Origin of the sequence: Methanosphaerula palustris E1-9c (genome assembly GCF_000021965.1) — an archaeon.
In the GTDB taxonomy this organism is placed as follows: Archaea; Halobacteriota; Methanomicrobia; order Methanomicrobiales; family Methanospirillaceae; genus Methanosphaerula; species Methanosphaerula palustris.
Map to the genome: position 1 here is coordinate 1840488 of NC_011832.1, position 18102 is coordinate 1858589.

Genomic DNA, 18102 nt, shown 5'->3' on the forward strand with positions numbered 1-18102 from the left:
CCTCTACTGGTTTACCAGCCGGCTCAGCACCTTCAGCATATCGATCCAGATGATCAGGTCGGTTGTCTTCCCCTCTGCATCGTCACCCTTTGCCTTGATGATCCCTTTTACAAACCCGGAGAGGTCGGATGAGGCATCATCCTTGATCTGCTCGATATCAGTCACCGGCACCTGGGTAACGCTCTGGACATTGTCGACGATGATACCGACATTGATCCCTTCTGCAGCATCAGGGACGAGAACGATGATCTTCTGGTTCTGATTGACCTCCTGCTCAGGGAGTCCCAGCAGTGTATACAGGTTCAAAATATTGGTGATCTCGCCCCGGAGGTTGATGATGCCTGAGATATATGGAGGAGAACGGGGGATCGGGGTGATCGGAATCATCTCAACGATCTCGCGTGCCAGCTGTATATCAAGTGCATACCGCTGACCAGCCATTTCAAATGCCACCACATCCACCATCGTGGTTGAGGCCTGTTTTTCCTCTCGATTCTGTTCTGTAGCCATAGATCTCTGTTCCTCTATCTTTGTGGGCATCCTCTGCTCCTGCAAAGGACTGACGATCTTCAGATCTGGTAGAACAGCTGCCGGCACTGATGATACTGGTTCAGGTACCAGATCCTCATCCTTAACGGGGGGAACCAGCGTTTCAGGAAGTTCCGTCTCAACAGGTGCTGCCTCAACCGGTACCGGCTCATGCTGTACTGCCAAAACCCCATAATCAATTGTGGGAAGAGCAGGTGCTGGAACTGGTGACTGGACCGGTGCGAGCCGGATACCTGCACTGTTCACGGCTCTCCGCACCTCAGAGAGCGGGTCCTGATCCTGAACCTGGAGGGAAGTGAACCCATCTGTCCCGAGCAGTGAAAGACCCAGCACAACCCCGGCGCTGCTCTCCTGCAGCCGGTCAGCGCTCTTCACCTGATCTTGCTTTATCGTTTCGATCGTATCGATCAGGGTCTGCTCCGCATCTGAGGGTCCCGCAGTCTCCGGTACCTGGTTCTGAACCTGTTGCCGGTCGGCCGTCTGTTCGTAGTCTTCGATCACTGCACGAACCCGGTCGACAGCAGTGTTGAACACCCCTTTGATCGAACCGAAGGGATCGCCTTCATCGATCTTCAAATGAGAGGTAAAGTCCCCATCTGCCAGACGGGAGATTCCCAGTCCCAGATCCTCAACACTCTGATCGATGAGAAGATCGCGACTCGATGCCTCCTCTTCGAGTGTCAGGATCGTCTTTTCCTGGGTTTTTTCATGCGTCTGATCATCGAAGAAGACCAGCAGGTTGGTCAATGTTCCCTGGTCGTCGCGGAGGGGGAAGCAGTAACGCTCAAGGTCGTGGATTCCGCTGACGAACTCCATCTTCACTTCCCCAAAGGCCCCTTCGCTCTGCTGCATGATCTCCTCAACCGGGAGTCCAGTCTCTGCAAGGAGGGAAAAGGCAGAGATCGGCATACCGAGAAGATTTTCCAGCGTGTATCCACTCATCGTGACAAAGGCATCATTGGCAGAGACGATGACCGCCTCGGGGTCGAGGAGCAGAATCGGGACGGGCGTCTCGCGCATCAGGGTATCGATCAGCCGTTTCTGCTGCAGAACGGTGCTGGAGAGTTCACTCACCTGGTGCTCGTCCGCTCTCTCTGAAGAGATGTCCTCGAGGGCACAGAGGATGATCATCCCCCTGGGAAGGCCTTCGCCAGGCTGTTCGGTGAGCAGGACCAGATCCTCTCTGAGAAGATGGAGGCCGGTTGGAAACTCCACCGAGATCTCACGAGAGATTCGACGCTGATCTGAGGAGAGAAACGCTCCTGCCGTGAGTGCAGTGAGGTTTGCATACTCGTTCAGCCGGACCGTCAGTAGATGCTCCCGGCTGTACCCGCTCATCTCACAGAACGCAGGATTGACATCGAGTATTGCATCTGCTCCGTCGATGATCATCACCGGCGTCGGAAGACCGTCCACCAGATTCTTGTTCTGCAGTTGTTGCCGTTCAATCTCCTCTGACAGAGATATCCGGGCTTTCTCCTCCTGTTTCAGAGCGGTCTGATCCGTAAAGATCACCTGCAGAGCCTCCACAGCCCCGAACCGATCGAGGATCGGAACCGCGTACTGTTTCAACATTTTGGTCCCAGCTGGCAGGTCGACGGTGATCTCCGCCTCCACAGGCAAACGCTGGCGGATGGCCGTGGCCAGGCCGTCACCCTGCCGCTCACGCTCAGCAATGACCGAGATCTGATGCCGGATCAACTGCGATCGCAGCAGTCCGCTCATCTGACAGAACGCACTATTCGCCTCGATGATCGACAGGTCAGGGGAGACAAAGAGCACCGGCAAGGGGTGCTGCTGGATGATCGCTGCGATCCGCTGCTGCAGATCCTCGATCTCTGCCTCTTTCTCTTTGAGCAGTGCAGGGTCAGGACCCGGTTCCGACACATGAGAGGGAGGGGGCGTCTCGGTGAGCCGGAAGACCGCTGCATTGACCGCTTCGACAAGCGGAGTATATTTGATATCCAGATCGGCAGGGTGCACCTCCGTCGACCTGGCACCGGATAACGCTTCAGTCAATGCGCTGGTGACCGTGCTGATCAATCGCTCTACACTGGGATCAGGGCCCCGTACTTCGGCTCTTTCTGCCACTGCCTCCCCCACAGGGGCCGGTATCGCCGTCCTCTTCTGTGCCGAGGTTCCAGCGAACAATGCTCTTCTGCCTGGTCGTTCTGCCATCTCAATCCCCTCCTCTCACGCTCGTGTTCTCTCCGGATCTATGATCTTTCATTCCGATTCACTCCAGCTGGAACTGAACGATCAGCCCCTTCACATGGTCAGACATCGTGGTGAGCTCCCCTGCAGCACTTGAGATCTCCTCAGAGGATGCACTCGTCTCTTCAGCGAGGGCAGCCAGATCCTCCATCATTCCCAGGTTTTCCTTGACATTGCCGGCAGATTCCTCGATCCCTTCCATCACCCGGTTGGTCGCCTCTGCCTGGTCTCCTGTCGCCCGTGAGATCTCACTGATCCCCTCAACCAGTTTGTCAGCTTCGACGGTGATCCGGTTCAAGGAATCGATCGTCTTTCCGACACTCTCGATGCCCACCTTGATCTCATTGTATGAGGTCTGCATTGAGGAGGCAGTCTTGTCAGAGTTCTTCTGGATCGACACGATCAGATCCTCGATCTGCTGACTCGCCTTCCTCGATTCACTGGCAAGGTTCTTGACCTCGCCGGCAACGACCGCAAATCCGCGACCGTGTTCACCAGCACGGGCCGCTTCAATGGCTGCATTCAGGGCCAGCAGGTTGGTTTGGTTGGCAATCTCAGTGATCAGGTTCACGATCTTGGTGATCTGGTGCATCTGTTCATTGAGCTGATTGATCTCATGCACACTCTGCTCAGAGATCTCCTCCACCACCTTCATCTTCTGCGTGGCATCCTTTCCAAGCCCGGCCGCCTGGTTCCCTTCCTGGGCAACTCTGGCTGCCAGGTCCCGGACCGTCTGGGAGGTACTGGCGATCTCCTCGATCGACGCCGAGAGATCCCCAATCTCTCTGCTTACCCCTTCGATTCGATCGAGCTGCACCTTTGCAGCCTCAGAACTTTTCTGGGTTGCGATCGCGACTTGTTCGACAGCCCTGGCCACCTCTTCAGTGGACCTGCTGGAATCCTCGATGGTGAGGTTCAACTGGACCATCGATCCTCTGATACTAGCAATAACATCCCGGATAGCCGCTATGGCGTCATTATAATCTCGCTTGACCCCGGTCAACGGGTCACCGTCCTCGATGGACACGACATGTGTCAGATTTTTCGCCGCGATCAGGGACATGCACTCGTCGAGATCGACACAACTCCTCGAGAGTTGATCAGCCTTCTGCTGCGACTCCTTCATCATCACCTGGATCTCCTGCTCCTGCGCACGCTGCGTGGTCACATCATTGTACACGATCAGGATGTTGACCAGGGAACCATCATCGGCAAGGATGGGGATTCCGTACTGTTCAAGAGTACGAGCGCCTATTGGAAACTCAACGGTCACCTCACCGGTAGCCGGCAGATGTTCCCTGACCACCCGACGGAGCCCCTCCCCCTTCTGCTCAAGGATCTTGAAATCACGTGCATTCATCCGCTGCAGACGATCCCGATCGATACTGGTCAGTTCCACATAGGCGTGGTTGGTGACCACGATATTGAATTCGGCATCAGTCAGCAGGATCGGCATCGGGTTCTCCTGCACTATCGTCTCAGACCGATGCTTCAACTGGCTGATCTGATGCATCTTCTGCCGTTCCTCGGTCACATCATTGTACACGATCAGGAGCCTCGAAAGTTCACCGGCTGTGGTGAAGACCGGAATGCCATGCTGTTCAAGGGTCTTTCTCCCTGCAGGGAAGTTGACGATCAGCTCGCCGTAGGTCCGCTGTTTCTTTTGGAGCAACTCACGCAACCCTTCGCCGCTATGCTCAATGACGTCGAGATCAGTGGCAGACATGGTGAGCAACCGCTCCTTCTCAATGCCGGTCAGTTTCACATAGGCATCGTTGGTGACCATGATATGGAACTTCTGATCCAGAAGAATGATCGGCATCGGATTCTCCTGCACTATCGTATCGGTCTGGTGCTGGAGCTCCCGGATCTCTGTCATATGCCGTACAAGTTCCTCTTCACCGCTCTTCCGGTCGAGGTAGGTCTTGAGCATGTCCGAGAGCGAGTTGATCAGGTTCCGCTCCTCTGCGAGGAACGGTCCCTCAGCCTCGGCCGGCTTCTCTTCGAGGTATACGACCTCGATGACACCCTCTTTTCCACCCTTCACACTGAACTGAGCAGTCTGTGACCAGGAAGTCTTCCGATAGTTCCTGGTCCTGACATCGACGTCACCCACCGTGATCCTCGCTGCTGTCACCTCGGGGTACTGCCAGCCGGGCGGGATCAACTCAACAATCTCGGAGAGAACCTCTGCCGTGGTGTGGAGATCATCCTGGATCAGCGTGGCTGTCGAGTAGAAGAGGGTCTGTTCCTTGACCCGCTCGCCATAATTATGGAGCAGTGCTTCCTGCTCTTTGATCCGCTCTGCCAGGTGCTCATCACCGCTCTTCCGGTCGAGATAGGTCTTGAGCATGTCCGAGAGCGAGTTGATCAGGTTCCGCTCCTCTGCGAGGAACGGTCCTTCGACCTCGGCCGGCTTCTCTTCGAGGTATACAACCTCGATGACACCCTCTTTTCCACCCTTCACACTGAACTGAGCAGTCTGTGACCAGGAGGTCTTCCGATAGTTCCTGGTCCTGACATCGACGTCACCCACCGTGATCCTCGCTGCTGTCACCTCGGGATACTGCCAGCCGGGCGGGATCAACTCAACAATCTCGGAGAGAACCTCTGCCGTGGTGTGGAGATCATCCTGGATCAGCGTGGCTGTCGAGTAGAAGAGGGTCTGTTCCTTGACCCGCTCGCCGTAATCATGGAGCAGTGCTTCCTGCTCTTTGATCCGCTCTGCCAGGTGCTCTTCACCGCTCTTCCGGTCGAGGTAGGTCTTGAGCATGTCCGAGAGCGAGTTGATCAGATTCCGCTCCTCTGCGAGGAACGGTCCTTCGACCTCGGCCGGCTTCTCTTCGAGGTATACAACCTCGATGACACCCTCTTTTCCACCCTTCACACTGAACTGAGCAGTCTGTGACCAGGAGGTCTTCCGATAGTTCCTGGTCCTGACATCGACGTCACCCACCGTGATCCTCGCTGCTGTCACCTCGGGATACTGCCAGCCGGGCGGGATCAACTCAACAATCTCGGAGAGAACCTCTGCCGTGGTGTGGAGATCATCCTGGATCAGCGTGGCTGTCGAGTAGAAGAGGGTCTGTTCCTTGACCCGCTCGCCGTAATCATGGAGCAGTGCTTCCTGCTCTTTGATCCGCTCTGCCAGGTGCTCTTCACCGCTCTTCCGGTCGAGGTAGGTCTTGAGCATGTCCGAGAGCGAGTTGATCAGATTCCGCTCCTCTGCGAGGAACGGTCCCTCGGCTTCGAACGGTTTATCCTCAAGATAGACCACCTCAAGAGTTCCACGGTTTCCATCTTTGATAGCAAAGGAGGCCTCCTGCTTCCAGGCAGTCTTTTGAAAGTGGGGGGTCCTGACATCGATATCACCCACCGTGATCCTGGCCGCCGTCACTTCAGGATACTGCCAGCCGGGTGGAATCAGGTTCACCACCTCTGAGAGCACCTCCTCAGGAGTCAGTGAATCATCCTGGATCAGCGCAGCCGTGGCATAGAATAACTTCTGCTCCTTGACCCGTTCACCATAGTCATGGAGCAGTTTCTGCTTGATCTTCTCGGTCTCTTCCTCCGCCCGGACTCTGCGGGTGATATTTTTGAAGATGAAGACCACTGTACTGATCTGTTTACCCTCTTCACATACAGGAATACAGTACTGTTCCAGGGTCTGCACCCCTGCAGGGAAAGTGATCGTGACGGTCCCGGTCGTTCTTCTTCGCTGGGTGAGGGCTTCACGAGCACCTTCCCCCTCCTGTGAAGAGATCATGAAGTCCTGGATCTTCTTGCCGACAAGTTTTTCCTGAGATATTCCACTCAGATCAACAAACGCTTCATTTCCCTTCAGAATCGAAAACTCACCATCGGTGATCAGAATCGGTTGGGGACTGAGTGAAAAAACGGTCGACCACTGGGAGGCGGCTTGATTGAGATCTAAGGAGTTCTTACTCTCCATATTCATATGTGATGCCACCGACCGCTGGTCAGCGCTGACCTTCTGTCCATCCATGCGACCAGAGTTGTTCTCTGTCACGACCTCTTTACGAGTCATCTCCATCTCATCACCTCATCTGCAATCTTCTTGTACGCTCGAGTTGCATCGGTATCCGGAGCGAACTGGGAGAGGGGGAGACCGCGCTGCTGCGCCTCGTAGACCTCGGGCTGGAACGGAACGGTGTATACCAGTTTGAACTTCTTTCTGACCACCATCTCCATCCGAAGCATCCGCTCACGTTCCTGCTCCTTTTCCCTCTTCACCCTGGTCTGATCTGCTGTGAGCACAGGTTCCTGTGCCTTAAAGAGTCGCCTGGCAAGAGCGGTGAAAAAACCGACGTTCTGCTCCAAGACCTCAGGTTCAGAGGTTTCAGACCGCCACCGGGTCAGTATGGCCATCTCTGGACTGACCTTCTTTCCAACCATCGACTCGATATCTGAGAAGATTGCTTCAAGGGCATCGATGCCACGGAGTGCAAAGATCCCCGCGTCAAGCGTGATGATGATATGATCCGAGGCGACCAGACCATTGATGACAAACTGGCCCATACTCGGCGGTGTATCGATCAGAATATAATCATACCCACCAACCACCGGGGCGAGCAACTCCTTGAGGACAGTCGCACGTTCATCGAGCGTGTACAGGGGCGGTTCGACCCCGACGAGATCAAGGTTTGAAGGGGCGAGGTCGATCCCGGATTCAGTCGGAATGATGATCTCATGCAGCGGCACTTCAGGGAACCCCTCGAATATGCCCATAAAAACATCATACATATTCTGCTTCTGTGAATCAGGGAAGATGCCCAACCCCATCGTTGCATTTGCCTGGGGATCACAGTCAACGATTAGCACCTTCTTTCCGGCGTCGACCAGCGCACCAGCTATATTCAGACACGACGTCGTCTTACCAGTGCCACCTTTATGGTGAGTGAACGCGATGACCGGCATAGATACCACTTAGTATGGTGTAAGTGTCAAAAGGATATATAAGGTGTATATCCGCGCCATCCGGGATTTCTGTCATTTGGGTGAGAACTGAACGATTCTATCGATTCATACGGGATGGTGGATCTGTCAGGAAAGGGATTGTGACCGGATCGGATTCACCAGTCACTGACCTGCAGTGATGACCTGATTCAGCGCAATCACCAGATCATTGATACTGTAGGGCTTGGGAACGACACCACTGAATCCATATGTCCTGAAATCAGCCATGATCGGATCATTGGAGTACCCACTTGATACGATCGCAGCCACGGTCGGATCGATCTCCTGCAGGGTAGTGATCGCCTCTTTTCCCCCCATACCTCCGGGGATTGTCAGGTCCATGATCACTGCATCAAACCTTTGATCCGCCAGGAATGCCTCACGATAAGCAGTGATCGCCTCAGACCCGTCCCGAGCGCAGACCACCTCAAATCCACGACGTTTGAGCATCTGACTCATCACATCGAGAATACTCTCCTCGTCATCCATCAGCAGTACCCGGCCAGAACCCATGACCTTTCCTTCCTGCCTCTTCTCCACCGTACCAGCTCCACCACTTCTGCAAATACATCTGTGGCTGAAAGATATATGGTGATCGCTCATTCCCCCTTCCATCGAGGAGATCCCAATCCATCTCCTTCACTGATCTTTCAAGAGAGTCTGATCACTTCAGGGTGAACTGCTGGACAAGACCCTTCAGTTCCACCGCCATCACCTTCATCCGACTTGCTGCGTTGGCGACCTCTTCTGTGGAACTGCTCGACTCCTCCGAGAGTACTGTCAGTCTGACCATCTGCTCTTCGTCGGCGTGCATCAGTTCATTGACCCGGTCCACGCTTCTGGTCATGTTGTTGGTAGCATTGGCCTGTTCCTCTGTCGCTTTGGATATATCTGCAATGCCATTGACTGTGTTGCCGACGTCAGCAGTCAGATTGTTCAGCGCACTGATCGCTTTATTCACAATCTCTATACCACCGATGACCTCACGGTAGGCATTGTTCATCGCCTCGGCAGTCTTCTCGCTGCTCGTCGTGATCTCGCCGATCACATCCTCGATGCTGGTGGTGGCCTGCTTGGACTCCCCGGCCAGCGAACGGACCTCGCCGGCAACAACGGCAAACCCACGGCCGTGTTCACCGGCACGGGCCGCCTCAATGGCCGCGTTCAGGGCCAGCAGGTTGGTCTGGTTCGCAATCTCCGTGATCAGCCTGACGATCTTACTGATCTCACCCAGTTTCTGGTTCAGGTGAGTGATCTGCCGGACCGCCTCGCTGGAGATGGCCTCCACCTTCTTCATCCGGTCGGTCGCCTCACTTCCCAGGGCAGCTGCTTCATTACCTTCCTTCATCACCTGCAATGAGAGGCCCCGCACCTCGCTGGAGGTGCTGGCGATCTCCTCGATTGAAGAACTGAGGTCCGAAACCTCCCCGGTCACACGATCGAGCTGGTCACGCTGGGTCTTTACACCATCAGCAGTACGCTGTGCCGTGCTGGCCACCTGCCGGGTCGATTGGGCCAGTTCTTCAGCACCTCTCCCCACATCGATCACCACCTCTTCGAGGCTCACAGCCTGTTTGGAGATCTGCTCCATCGTCTGTCGTAACTGTGAGATCGTCTCGTTCTGATCAGCCTTCACCTGCCCCAGCGGATCACCGGGATAGGTCTTTGCAGGGAGGGTGAGGTTTCCACGAGCCACAGCCGCAAGACTCTCAGCCAGTTCACCGACGCTCTGATTTAACTGCTTGTCACGTTCCAGCTTTTCGGTAATATCGCTGTACACCGACATGATATTGACGATCCTCTCCTCCTTGTCCAGCAGCGGGATGGTGTGTTGCTCAAGGTTATGAACCCCCGAAGGGAATTTGACGGTCACATGACCGGTCACACCCATCTTTGTCTGCAGCGCTTCACGGAGGCCGTGTCCGCTCTTTTCGAGGATCTTGAACGATTTGGCGCTCATGGATTTGAGTTGATCAGCAGAGAGACCACTCATCTTCAAGTATGCCCGATTGGCTGATGTGATGTTTAAGTCAAGGTCCATCAACAGGATCGGGAGCGGATTCTGTTCGATCATGGTGAAGGTATGCTGCTGAAGCTCGGCTATCTCCTCCATCTGCTTATACATCGCGCGTTCGTTCTTCTTCCGCTCGGTTGAATCACGAATGATCGCAAGGACAGCCCGATCCTTACTGAATACCACCTGGGAAAGCCTGACATCGGTATCAAAGAGAGAGCCGTCAGACCGTTTGAAGATCCACTCGGTCGCCTGAGCATCGCCGGCTTTTGCGTTCAGGAGCATCCGGCTGAACTCTGCCGGAGTGTTCCCCCCCTCCGGTGTGGAGGGACCAAAGAGTGTACTGATAGCAACCCCAAGCAACTGCTCCTTCGTCGGATACAGGAACAGGTCGGGCGTTCCACTGTTCATTTCAACGATCCGTTCATCCCGAATCAGCATGATCGCGTCATAAGCAGCGTCGATCATTGCCTGAAATTTCTTCTCTTCCTCCAGATGCTGTTCATCGTCACGGCGGTGCTGGAGACGGACAGCCGCCTCAGACAGTTCACGTTCAATAGCAGGGACCAGTCGGGCATACCGCCCCTTGGTGATGAAGTCCTGTGCTCCAGCCTTCATCACCCCAACAGCAGTGTCCTCGTCGATCACCCCAGAGACCATGATGAACGGGAGATCAGGATCAATCTTCCGGGTCAGGTTGAGGGCTGACAGACCATTGAATCCTGGCATGGCATAGTCGGATATTACCAGGTCCCATTGTTTATTCCGGAGCGCATCCTCCATCGCGACAGCGGTGTCGACCCGCACCCACTCAACATCATAACCACCCTTCTTCAGTTCATAGACGAGGAGTCCTGCATCGTCCTCAGAGTCTTCACCGATCAGTGCACGTACATTCTGCGTCATAACAACCTCACCTTAAAATTTTGTTCATATCCGGGGAATTCACGGATGATTTCTGTTCATCCTCAACAGGGGGGACTGACTGTTTCACCGGAAGGGTGAACCTGAAGACTGCGCCTCCAAGAGGCTGGCCCTCCGCCCAGATCACCCCGCCATGACGATGAACGATCCGTTGTACCGTGGCGAGGCCGATCCCGGTTCCGGGGAACTCAGAGATCGGATGGAGCCGATGGAATGGAGCGAACAGGTGTTCGGCTTGCTCCATATCAAAGCCGGCCCCATTATCCCTGACACCAATGACCTGCTCGCCACCCTGCTCCTCACTGAAGATCTCGATCTCCGCATCGACAGTCTTTCCAGTATATTTCCATGCGTTCTCGATCAGATTCCAGCAGACACTCTGGAGCAGTGAACGATCCGCCGTGGCCATGATCCCCGGTTCGACCCGCACCCGGACCTTCCGTCCCGGATGGGTATGCGTCAGCTCTTCAAGGATCTCGGATGCCATCCTGCTCACATCGATGGATTCATAATGGAGGGTAGTCCTGCTCAGCCGGGAAAGGAAGAGAAGTTCGATGATCAGGTCATCCATCTTCTTTGCAGCTGCCTGGATCCGGGACAGATACCCCTTTTCATCCTCCCCGAGTTTTTCATCACAGAGGTCGAGGAGGATCGAAGTGTAGCCGTCGATGGTCCTGAGCGGCGCCCTGAGATCATGAGAGACCGAGTAACTGAACGCCTCCAGTTCCCTGTTTGTTGCCGCGAGTTGTGCCTGTTGGGACTTCAACCGCTGCTCCACCCTGTGCCTGGAGAGAACCAGCTGGATCGAGGAATGAAGATCCCGTTCGCCGAACGGCTTGATCAGGTAACCATACGCTCCGGTCTCCACAGCCCGTGCAATCGTATCATCATCTGCATAGGCAGTCAGATAGATCACCGGAAGGTCATACCGCTCATGGATGATCTGTGCTGCCTGGATACCATCCATCCTACCCTGCAGGTGAACATCCATCAAGATGAGATCTGGTACCCGTTTCTCAACCGCAGCGATTGCATCATCTCCAGTAGCCACTATCCCGGTGACATTAAAATGAAGGCTCTTCAACCTTTTTTCAATAGACAGGGCGACAATCGCCTCATCTTCCACAATCAGTACCGACTCAAATGTCATGTGATTTTAACTCCAGACACCCATGCTCAGAGGAGCGAACTCCACGGTATGCTGATCCAGAAGGTGGACATTGCACCGTTCCCCATGGTATCAAGCGTCACCTTCTTTTGGTTGGCAGGATGATGACCTGTTCGATCGTTTAAAATCAGGGGGATGAAGTCCGGAGAGCCGGTTCAGGATCCGACAGTGCATAAACCACCTGAGATGAGATAATCAGGCAAAGTTGATTCCAACCTGCCTCAAGGCATCGCCTCTATTATCCACTCATTCATCTGTTCATTTAGGAGCGTATTAAATCTGTGATCTGTATCTCAATCTGAATTCGACCGGAACAACTGAAAATAGAACCATTCCCTAACCAGATATGACAGCCGACCTGGTGAAGCAGATCGAACAGAAGATTGGGACCGATCCGAATCCCCTTTGATATGCGCGGCATGGAGACCTGAAACAGTACTTTCCCATGCCCACCCCATCCAGGCAAGACCGTTGAGACCGGACGACATCTCATCTCACCTGAGAGATGAATGCAGTCCGGGTCAAGCCAGATGGGAATCGGTATCGCAGTCGTTCCTTCTCACCGATCGGTGCTCCTCTCGCCGGGAGTACTAAAGGGTATGATGGATCGAACTGAGAAGGTACCTGATATCGATCCAGATGATCAGTTCTGTGATCTCCTTCTCCTTTATTTTAGTCTTCTTTTTGATGATCCCAATGATGGTGGTGTCCTCAGTCGTGGTCACCCGGGTCTTGTCGACCTGGGTAAGCGAGAACGTCGAGACCGACGAGACATCATCGACCATGATACCTACCTTTGACTTGGTGATCCGGTCATCAAGCACGATGATCCTGCACTCTTCGTCCCGGACTTCGATGTCGGCCGGAATGTTCATCTGCTGTTTCAGATCGATGATCGTGGTGATCTCACCACGAAGGTCGATGATCCCTTTGATATAGGAAGGAGTGTTGGGGAGTTTTGTGATATTGGTATACTCCACCACCTCCCGCACATCGAAGAGATCGATGGCGAAGTGCTCTTTTCCGAGGAGAAACTCGACCACCTGAACGTCACCTGATAGTGCGCCCGATTTATCTCTTGCCGTTTGCGGCGAGAGGATGTTCCCGGGTTCTGCTGAAGGTTCTGTCATCTGTACACCCTCGTCATACCGTGAACTTGCTCATCTCTCTGGCGACGGTATCAGCGATCATATTCACATTCTCGACGATCTTCCGGACCTCGTCGATCGCAGCCGAGGTCTCTTCACTCGCTGCGGCTGCATCGCCGGCTTCACTGGCAGTGCCTTCAACCAGACTGCCGACTTCGTGAACACTGGCCGTAATCTCCTCGACGGTGGCTGCCTGCTCTTCAGAGGCGCTCGCGACCTCTTCGACCGAGCGGGTGATCTTCTCGACGTCTGCCACGATTCTATTGAAGACGTTCAGGGTCTCAGAGAGCACTGCAGATCCCTCGCGGACCTCCTTTGATGCGGATGCCGTGGCCAAAGCCGCCTTTTCAGACTTGGTCTTGAGCCCCCCGATCATCTCTGCGATCGACTCTGCAGAGGTCCTCGACTCCTGAGCCAGGGACTTCACCTCGGCTGCAACCACGGCAAACCCACGGCCGGCATCGCCGGCCCGGGCCGCCTCGATGGCCGCGTTCAGAGCGAGCAGGTTGGTCTGGCTGGCCAAGTCCGAGATCAGACCGACGATCTTTCCAATCTTGTCCATCTCAGCCTTGATTTCGACGATGATCTGGTCCACTTCTGTGGTGGACCGGGTGATCCCGACCATCCCCTGCTCGGCCTTCCGTGCGAGTTCTGCTCCGTCCTTGGAGAGCGTGTTCGCACCGTTGGCGAGGGTGGCCACGGACTCGGTACTGGCGGTCACCTCCTCGACGGCTGCAGAGAGATCCTCCATCGCCTTGAGCACCTGCTCGAGGCCCTGGTTCCCCTTCTCAGCGTTGGAACTGACCTGGCCGGCGTTGTCGGCGACCTGCTGTGCCCCAGAGACCACCTCCTCAACGCTGGCCGCTGCCTCCTCAGCCGAAGCGGCAAGGTCGGTCACCTGGATATTGATCGCACCGACGGCGTTCGTCACCGCGATACCGATACTATCCAGAGAATCCTCAAACCTGACAAAGTCTCCTGCAACCCCCAGACTCCGATCAAACCGGGCTGTGAAGTTATACTGGGAGAACTCGTGCGCGACCCGCAGCGCTTCGTTGACCGGCGCAATCACGGCATCGAGTGTCTTGTTGACCCCCTCGATGATCTTCCGGAAGTCGCCCTGGTGTCTGGTTGCGTCCGCCCGGGTCGCGAGCTTCCCTTCAACTGCTGCCACCGAGAGCATCCCCGCATCCGCGACGAGTGCATTGAGGTTGTCGATACAGTTGTTGATGCTCCTCTGCATCGCGACGATGTCGCCGTTCACCTTGTTGGTTCTCTTCGCAGGAATGTCACCATTACCGATTTTATTATAATAATCTATGGCTACATTCAATGGAGCGATGATGGCATCAAGCATCGCATTGACACCCTCCATCATCTTTTTGTTACCGCCCTGGAACTTGGAAGGATCGGCGCGTGTTGTGAGTTTACCCCCAATTGCAGCCTCTGTCAGCATATCGAGTTCAGTATTCCGCATCACAATCACATCGATCTGCTGATTCAGGTTATGCATCAGAACATTGAAGTCACCCTGATAATCCGCTGTGATCTTTTCAGGTGCGATCCCTGCGCTGATCTTGGCAACAAAATCGGCAGCGATATTCAATGGTCCGATGACCGCATCGAGGGTCTGATTGAATCCCTCGATGATCTTCCCGTAGTCGCCCTTATGTTTTGTTGCGTCCGCCCTTATCGAGAGTTTGCCTTCAACGGCCGCTTCAGCAAGCATCCCCGCATCGTTGATGAGGCCATTGATCGCCAGCTGCGCCTCCCGCAGGTTCTCATTCATCTTCACAAAATCATCATGCTCTGCCTGGGTGAATTTATCAGCCGGCTTGACGGCCAGATTGAAGTTGAGGTTTCCTTCTGCAAGCAGAGTGAGATTGGTGGCCATCCGGTCCACCTCGGCCTTGATGAAGTCACGGACCGCAATGACCGAAGTGAGATCCTCCACGACTTCAACATATCCAATCTGGTTACCATCCTGGTCGCGAAGGGACGAGGTGGTCTGTTTGCCATTCATATCGCCCCAGACGAAGTAACTCTCGGTGACCCCCTTGTGCAGCTGCCGGATCCCACACCCATCGGTGTTGCATATCGTCGCATTGGCAGTGGAGCAGGGCAGCCCCATAGAGGAGTCGCGGTTTTTAATTGTCCCCTGCTGGATCAACGTCTTCTCAAAGGCCGCATTCATCAGCGTCCACTTCATATCCATATCAGTGACATGGATCGGGAACGGCACCGCGTCGATGATCGCCTTGTACCAGTTGTTCTTCGCCACAAAGATGTCGAGGAGGTTGTTGATCCCATCGGCCATCTTCTTGAAGTCACCGGTATGAAAGGCCGGGTCCGTTCGTGCTGAAAAGTCCCCTTTTTCCACCTTCTTCGTGACGTTGACAATATCGGCGACTGCCTTCTTCTGTCCGGTCACTTCAGGGAAGTACTCGATTGCACCGATCACCTTTCCAGAACTGTCAGTCAGGGGTGCACCGGTCACATTGATGACCACATCCCCCATGGTGATCTCAACACTATAATTGATCCCCTTCTCCATCGCAATCCTGCACGGACACTCAGGGGTGTTGCAGTTTGGAGAGCGATAGAGGTCAGAGCACTTCTTGCCGATGATATCGTCCCGCTTTTTTCCTAGAAGCGTAGCTGCAGCCTCGTTCGTATAAAGAATCCGGTAATCTGTACCGATCACATGCATCGGAACGGGTATTCGGTCAAGCCCCTGAGTGAGGAGCGCCATCGTAGTTGGATCAGGTCCCAACGATCCAGATGAATTGTCCACGCTTTGCGGAGACATGTCAGGCACTCCTGCTGAAAAAATCTAACAGCATTCCAGATCTTCCTGCATACCACATATTCAAACCCGGAACGACCTCGCCGATCCAGGACTCCCTCACTCCTCTGAAGATTCTCATGATATTCCCTACTGAGTGCACATCTGCTATGCAGATCCGCATCATCTATCCAGTAGGAGGGTCTTGTATATAAATTAATTCTGTCGCATTGCAAATATGCTAATCACTATGCAAGGCATAAATACCCGGAGCAGACTATGTTTAAGATATATTATAACCCGGAGGTTAACAGGACGTGAAGAAGGTATGATCTCGGTAAAACAGAACCTGGCATCCATCAAGGAAGTCCTGAAGAAGAACCCGCGGGGACTTTCCATAACTGATATCTCACGGGAACTGAGCCTGAACAGGAATTCCGTGGCAAAATATGTCAATATGTTGATGGTCTCAGGCGACATTGAAATGAGATCCTTCGCTGCGGCGAAGGTATATTTTCTATCAGATCGGGTACCGATCTCAACGATGCTCGATTACGCATCAGATATGATCGTCGTGCTCAACAGTGAACTGAAGATCCTGCAGGCAAACGACAACTTTCTGACCTTCACTGGAAAGAAGCCGCAACAACTGCAAGGTCGCTCCCTCAGTTCCCTCAATCTGACCATTCTCAAGGAGACACCATTGCTCAACTGGATCGTCAATGCTCTGCATGGAATGTCATACAGCGATGAGATCGAATGGAAGATTGACGAACGATCCATCTCATTTCAGATTAAACTGATCCCAACGGTCTTTGAGAATGGCGGCGCAGGGGTGACTCTGGTCTTCGAGGACATCACCGAGAAGAAAGAGGCGGTGGCGGCTCTAAAGCAGAGTGAAGCACGCTATCGGGCCATCGTCGAGGAGCAGACAGATCTGATCTGCAGGTTTCTTCCAGACGGCACGCTGACATTTGCAAATAATGCCTACTGCACCTTCTTCAATATGGCAAAAGAGGAATTGATCGGGCATTCCTTCAAACCGATAATTCAGAACAGCGAGCAGAGGAGATTGAACCAGTTCGTCGATGACATCACACAGGAATGTCCGGTGTTGACACTTGATGAACAGGTGATCCGTCCAGATGGTGAGGAGGTTTGGCTTCAGTGGACCAATCGGGCGTTATTCGATGATTCAGGGAACATGGTCGAGTACCAGGCCGTCGGAAGGGAGATCACAGAACTGAAACATACCGAAGAACAGCTCAAGCAGGCCCTGAAAGAGAAGGAAGATCTGATAGAATCGGTGGGAAACCGGACACGAGGAATGTTTCAACTTATCCAGAGCCTCTTCGATCTTCAGAAACAGTACTGTACCATTGCTACCGATCTCGGAATCATCAGAGAATCCCAGAACAGAATCGCCGCCCTAGCCCTGATCCATGAAGTGCTTGAGGAGTCTGCCGATCCCGAGCATATCCCGATCAGAGACTATACACAACGACTGGTCGAACTGATCTTCTCCACATATATTCACGATACAGAACAGGTGACAGTCGATCAGAAGATCGAAGATGGACTGATCCAGACCGATATTGCCGTTCCCTACGGTCTGATCCTCACCGAACTGCTGACCAATTCATTTCTCTGGGGATTCCCGGAGGGAAGGCGAGGAACCATGACGATCGAGGTGGCCTGTCAGGACAGGTCGACCATCCTGACCATCAGCGACGATGGCGTGGGCATCCCAGACGATCTCGATCCTGCCAGGTCGGATACGTTCGGACTCGACCTGGTATATGCCCTGACTAGACAACTGGGTGGAACCCTTGATCTACAGAGGAAGAACGGTACCTCATTCAGGATCACCATCCCAGACCCGGTCAGGAATCACGACCAGAATATCCCTCCCCAGATCTCAATCAGATCATTTTAATCCCACCAGGATGAACATACAGAGTATATAATGTCCAGAAGTCGCGCATCCCTCCTGATCTTGCTCATCCCGGTGATACTGTTGACTGTTCTCTCCGGATGCATGACCACAGAATTCGGTACCATCTCCTATACCCCGGGCGCGCTGCATCTGAATGTCAGTGGTGCAGAGAACAGAACCGACGCTGTGTTGCAGGTGACCGTCTATGCTCTCCAGGATCTCCAGCAGCAAGAGATCTACAAACAGGCAGATTACATCTCCGTGAAGAAAGGAGAGAACAGTTACACCGAGTCCATGACCTTAGACCCCGGTTCCTACCGGGTCTACCTGTACCTGACCTATGGGAATGAACGAAAGGCCGCGGTGATCCGGGATCTGAAGGTCTGA

General features: G+C 54.0%; 10 protein-coding genes. 2 read left to right on the plus strand and 8 right to left on the minus strand.

Annotated features, from left to right (window positions below; genetic code table 11):
* Positions 1-3: 3 nt before the first annotated feature.
* From MPAL_RS17320 to MPAL_RS08835, 8 genes are all read right to left on the minus strand, one after another.
* The gene (locus MPAL_RS17320) at positions 4-2727 is read right to left on the minus strand and encodes a chemotaxis protein CheW (RefSeq protein WP_012618394.1); all 2724 of its coding nucleotides are present in this window, start codon (positions 2725-2727) and stop codon (positions 4-6) included.
* Between the two features lie 58 nt (positions 2728-2785).
* On the minus strand, positions 2786-6811 hold the full coding sequence (locus tag MPAL_RS14580; protein WP_158303660.1) for a methyl-accepting chemotaxis protein: 4026 nt from the start codon (positions 6809-6811) through the stop codon (positions 2786-2788).
* Complete coding sequence (locus MPAL_RS08810) at positions 6808-7701, minus strand: ParA family protein (RefSeq protein WP_012618396.1); 894 nt, start codon at positions 7699-7701, stop codon at positions 6808-6810. Before MPAL_RS08810 ends, MPAL_RS14580 begins: the two co-directional genes overlap by 4 nt.
* A gap of 162 nt (positions 7702-7863) precedes the next feature.
* Positions 7864-8280, minus strand: a complete 417-nt coding sequence (locus tag MPAL_RS08815) for a response regulator (protein WP_236610358.1) — start codon at positions 8278-8280, stop codon at positions 7864-7866.
* Between the two features lie 124 nt (positions 8281-8404).
* Entirely contained in the window at positions 8405-10660 is a 2256-nt protein-coding gene (locus MPAL_RS14585; protein WP_012618398.1) for a methyl-accepting chemotaxis protein, read from the minus strand.
* 7 nt (positions 10661-10667) lie between these two features.
* Entirely contained in the window at positions 10668-11828 is a 1161-nt protein-coding gene (locus MPAL_RS08825; RefSeq protein WP_012618399.1) for a sensor histidine kinase, read from the minus strand.
* A gap of 608 nt (positions 11829-12436) precedes the next feature.
* On the minus strand, positions 12437-12976 hold the full coding sequence (locus MPAL_RS08830; RefSeq protein ID WP_012618400.1) for a chemotaxis protein CheW: 540 nt from the start codon (positions 12974-12976) through the stop codon (positions 12437-12439).
* Positions 12977-12989: 13 nt separating this feature from the next.
* The gene (locus MPAL_RS08835; protein WP_148208200.1) at positions 12990-15746 is read right to left on the minus strand and encodes a methyl-accepting chemotaxis protein; all 2757 of its coding nucleotides are present in this window, start codon (positions 15744-15746) and stop codon (positions 12990-12992) included.
* Positions 15747-16107: 361 nt separating this feature from the next.
* On the opposite strand from MPAL_RS08835, the gene MPAL_RS14590 reads away from it, so the two are divergent.
* On the plus strand, positions 16108-17715 hold the full coding sequence (locus MPAL_RS14590) for a sensor histidine kinase (RefSeq protein ID WP_012618402.1): 1608 nt from the start codon (positions 16108-16110) through the stop codon (positions 17713-17715).
* Between the two features lie 102 nt (positions 17716-17817).
* Entirely contained in the window at positions 17818-18102 is a 285-nt protein-coding gene (locus MPAL_RS08845; RefSeq protein WP_148208201.1) for a hypothetical protein, read from the plus strand.

What these genes read in the sequence shown, in the direction of transcription:
- MPAL_RS17320 (WP_012618394.1), bottom strand. Translation starts at nt 2,727, where the DNA reads ATGGCAGAACGACCAGGCAGAAGAGCATTGTTCGCTGGAACCTCGGCA.
- MPAL_RS14580 (WP_158303660.1), bottom strand. Translation starts at nt 6,811, where the DNA reads ATGACTCGTAAAGAGGTCGTGACAGAGAACAACTCTGGTCGCATGGAT.
- MPAL_RS08810 (WP_012618396.1), bottom strand. Translation starts at nt 7,701, where the DNA reads ATGCCGGTCATCGCGTTCACTCACCATAAAGGTGGCACTGGTAAGACG.
- MPAL_RS14585 (WP_012618398.1), bottom strand. Translation starts at nt 10,660, where the DNA reads ATGACGCAGAATGTACGTGCACTGATCGGTGAAGACTCTGAGGACGAT.
- MPAL_RS08825 (WP_012618399.1), bottom strand. Translation starts at nt 11,828, where the DNA reads ATGACATTTGAGTCGGTACTGATTGTGGAAGATGAGGCGATTGTCGCC.
- MPAL_RS08830 (WP_012618400.1), bottom strand. Translation starts at nt 12,976, where the DNA reads ATGACAGAACCTTCAGCAGAACCCGGGAACATCCTCTCGCCGCAAACG.
- MPAL_RS08835 (WP_148208200.1), bottom strand. Translation starts at nt 15,746, where the DNA reads ATGGCGCTCCTCACTCAGGGGCTTGACCGAATACCCGTTCCGATGCAT.
- MPAL_RS14590 (WP_012618402.1), top strand. Translation starts at nt 16,108, where the DNA reads ATGATCTCGGTAAAACAGAACCTGGCATCCATCAAGGAAGTCCTGAAG.
- MPAL_RS08845 (WP_148208201.1), top strand. Translation starts at nt 17,818, where the DNA reads ATGACCACAGAATTCGGTACCATCTCCTATACCCCGGGCGCGCTGCAT.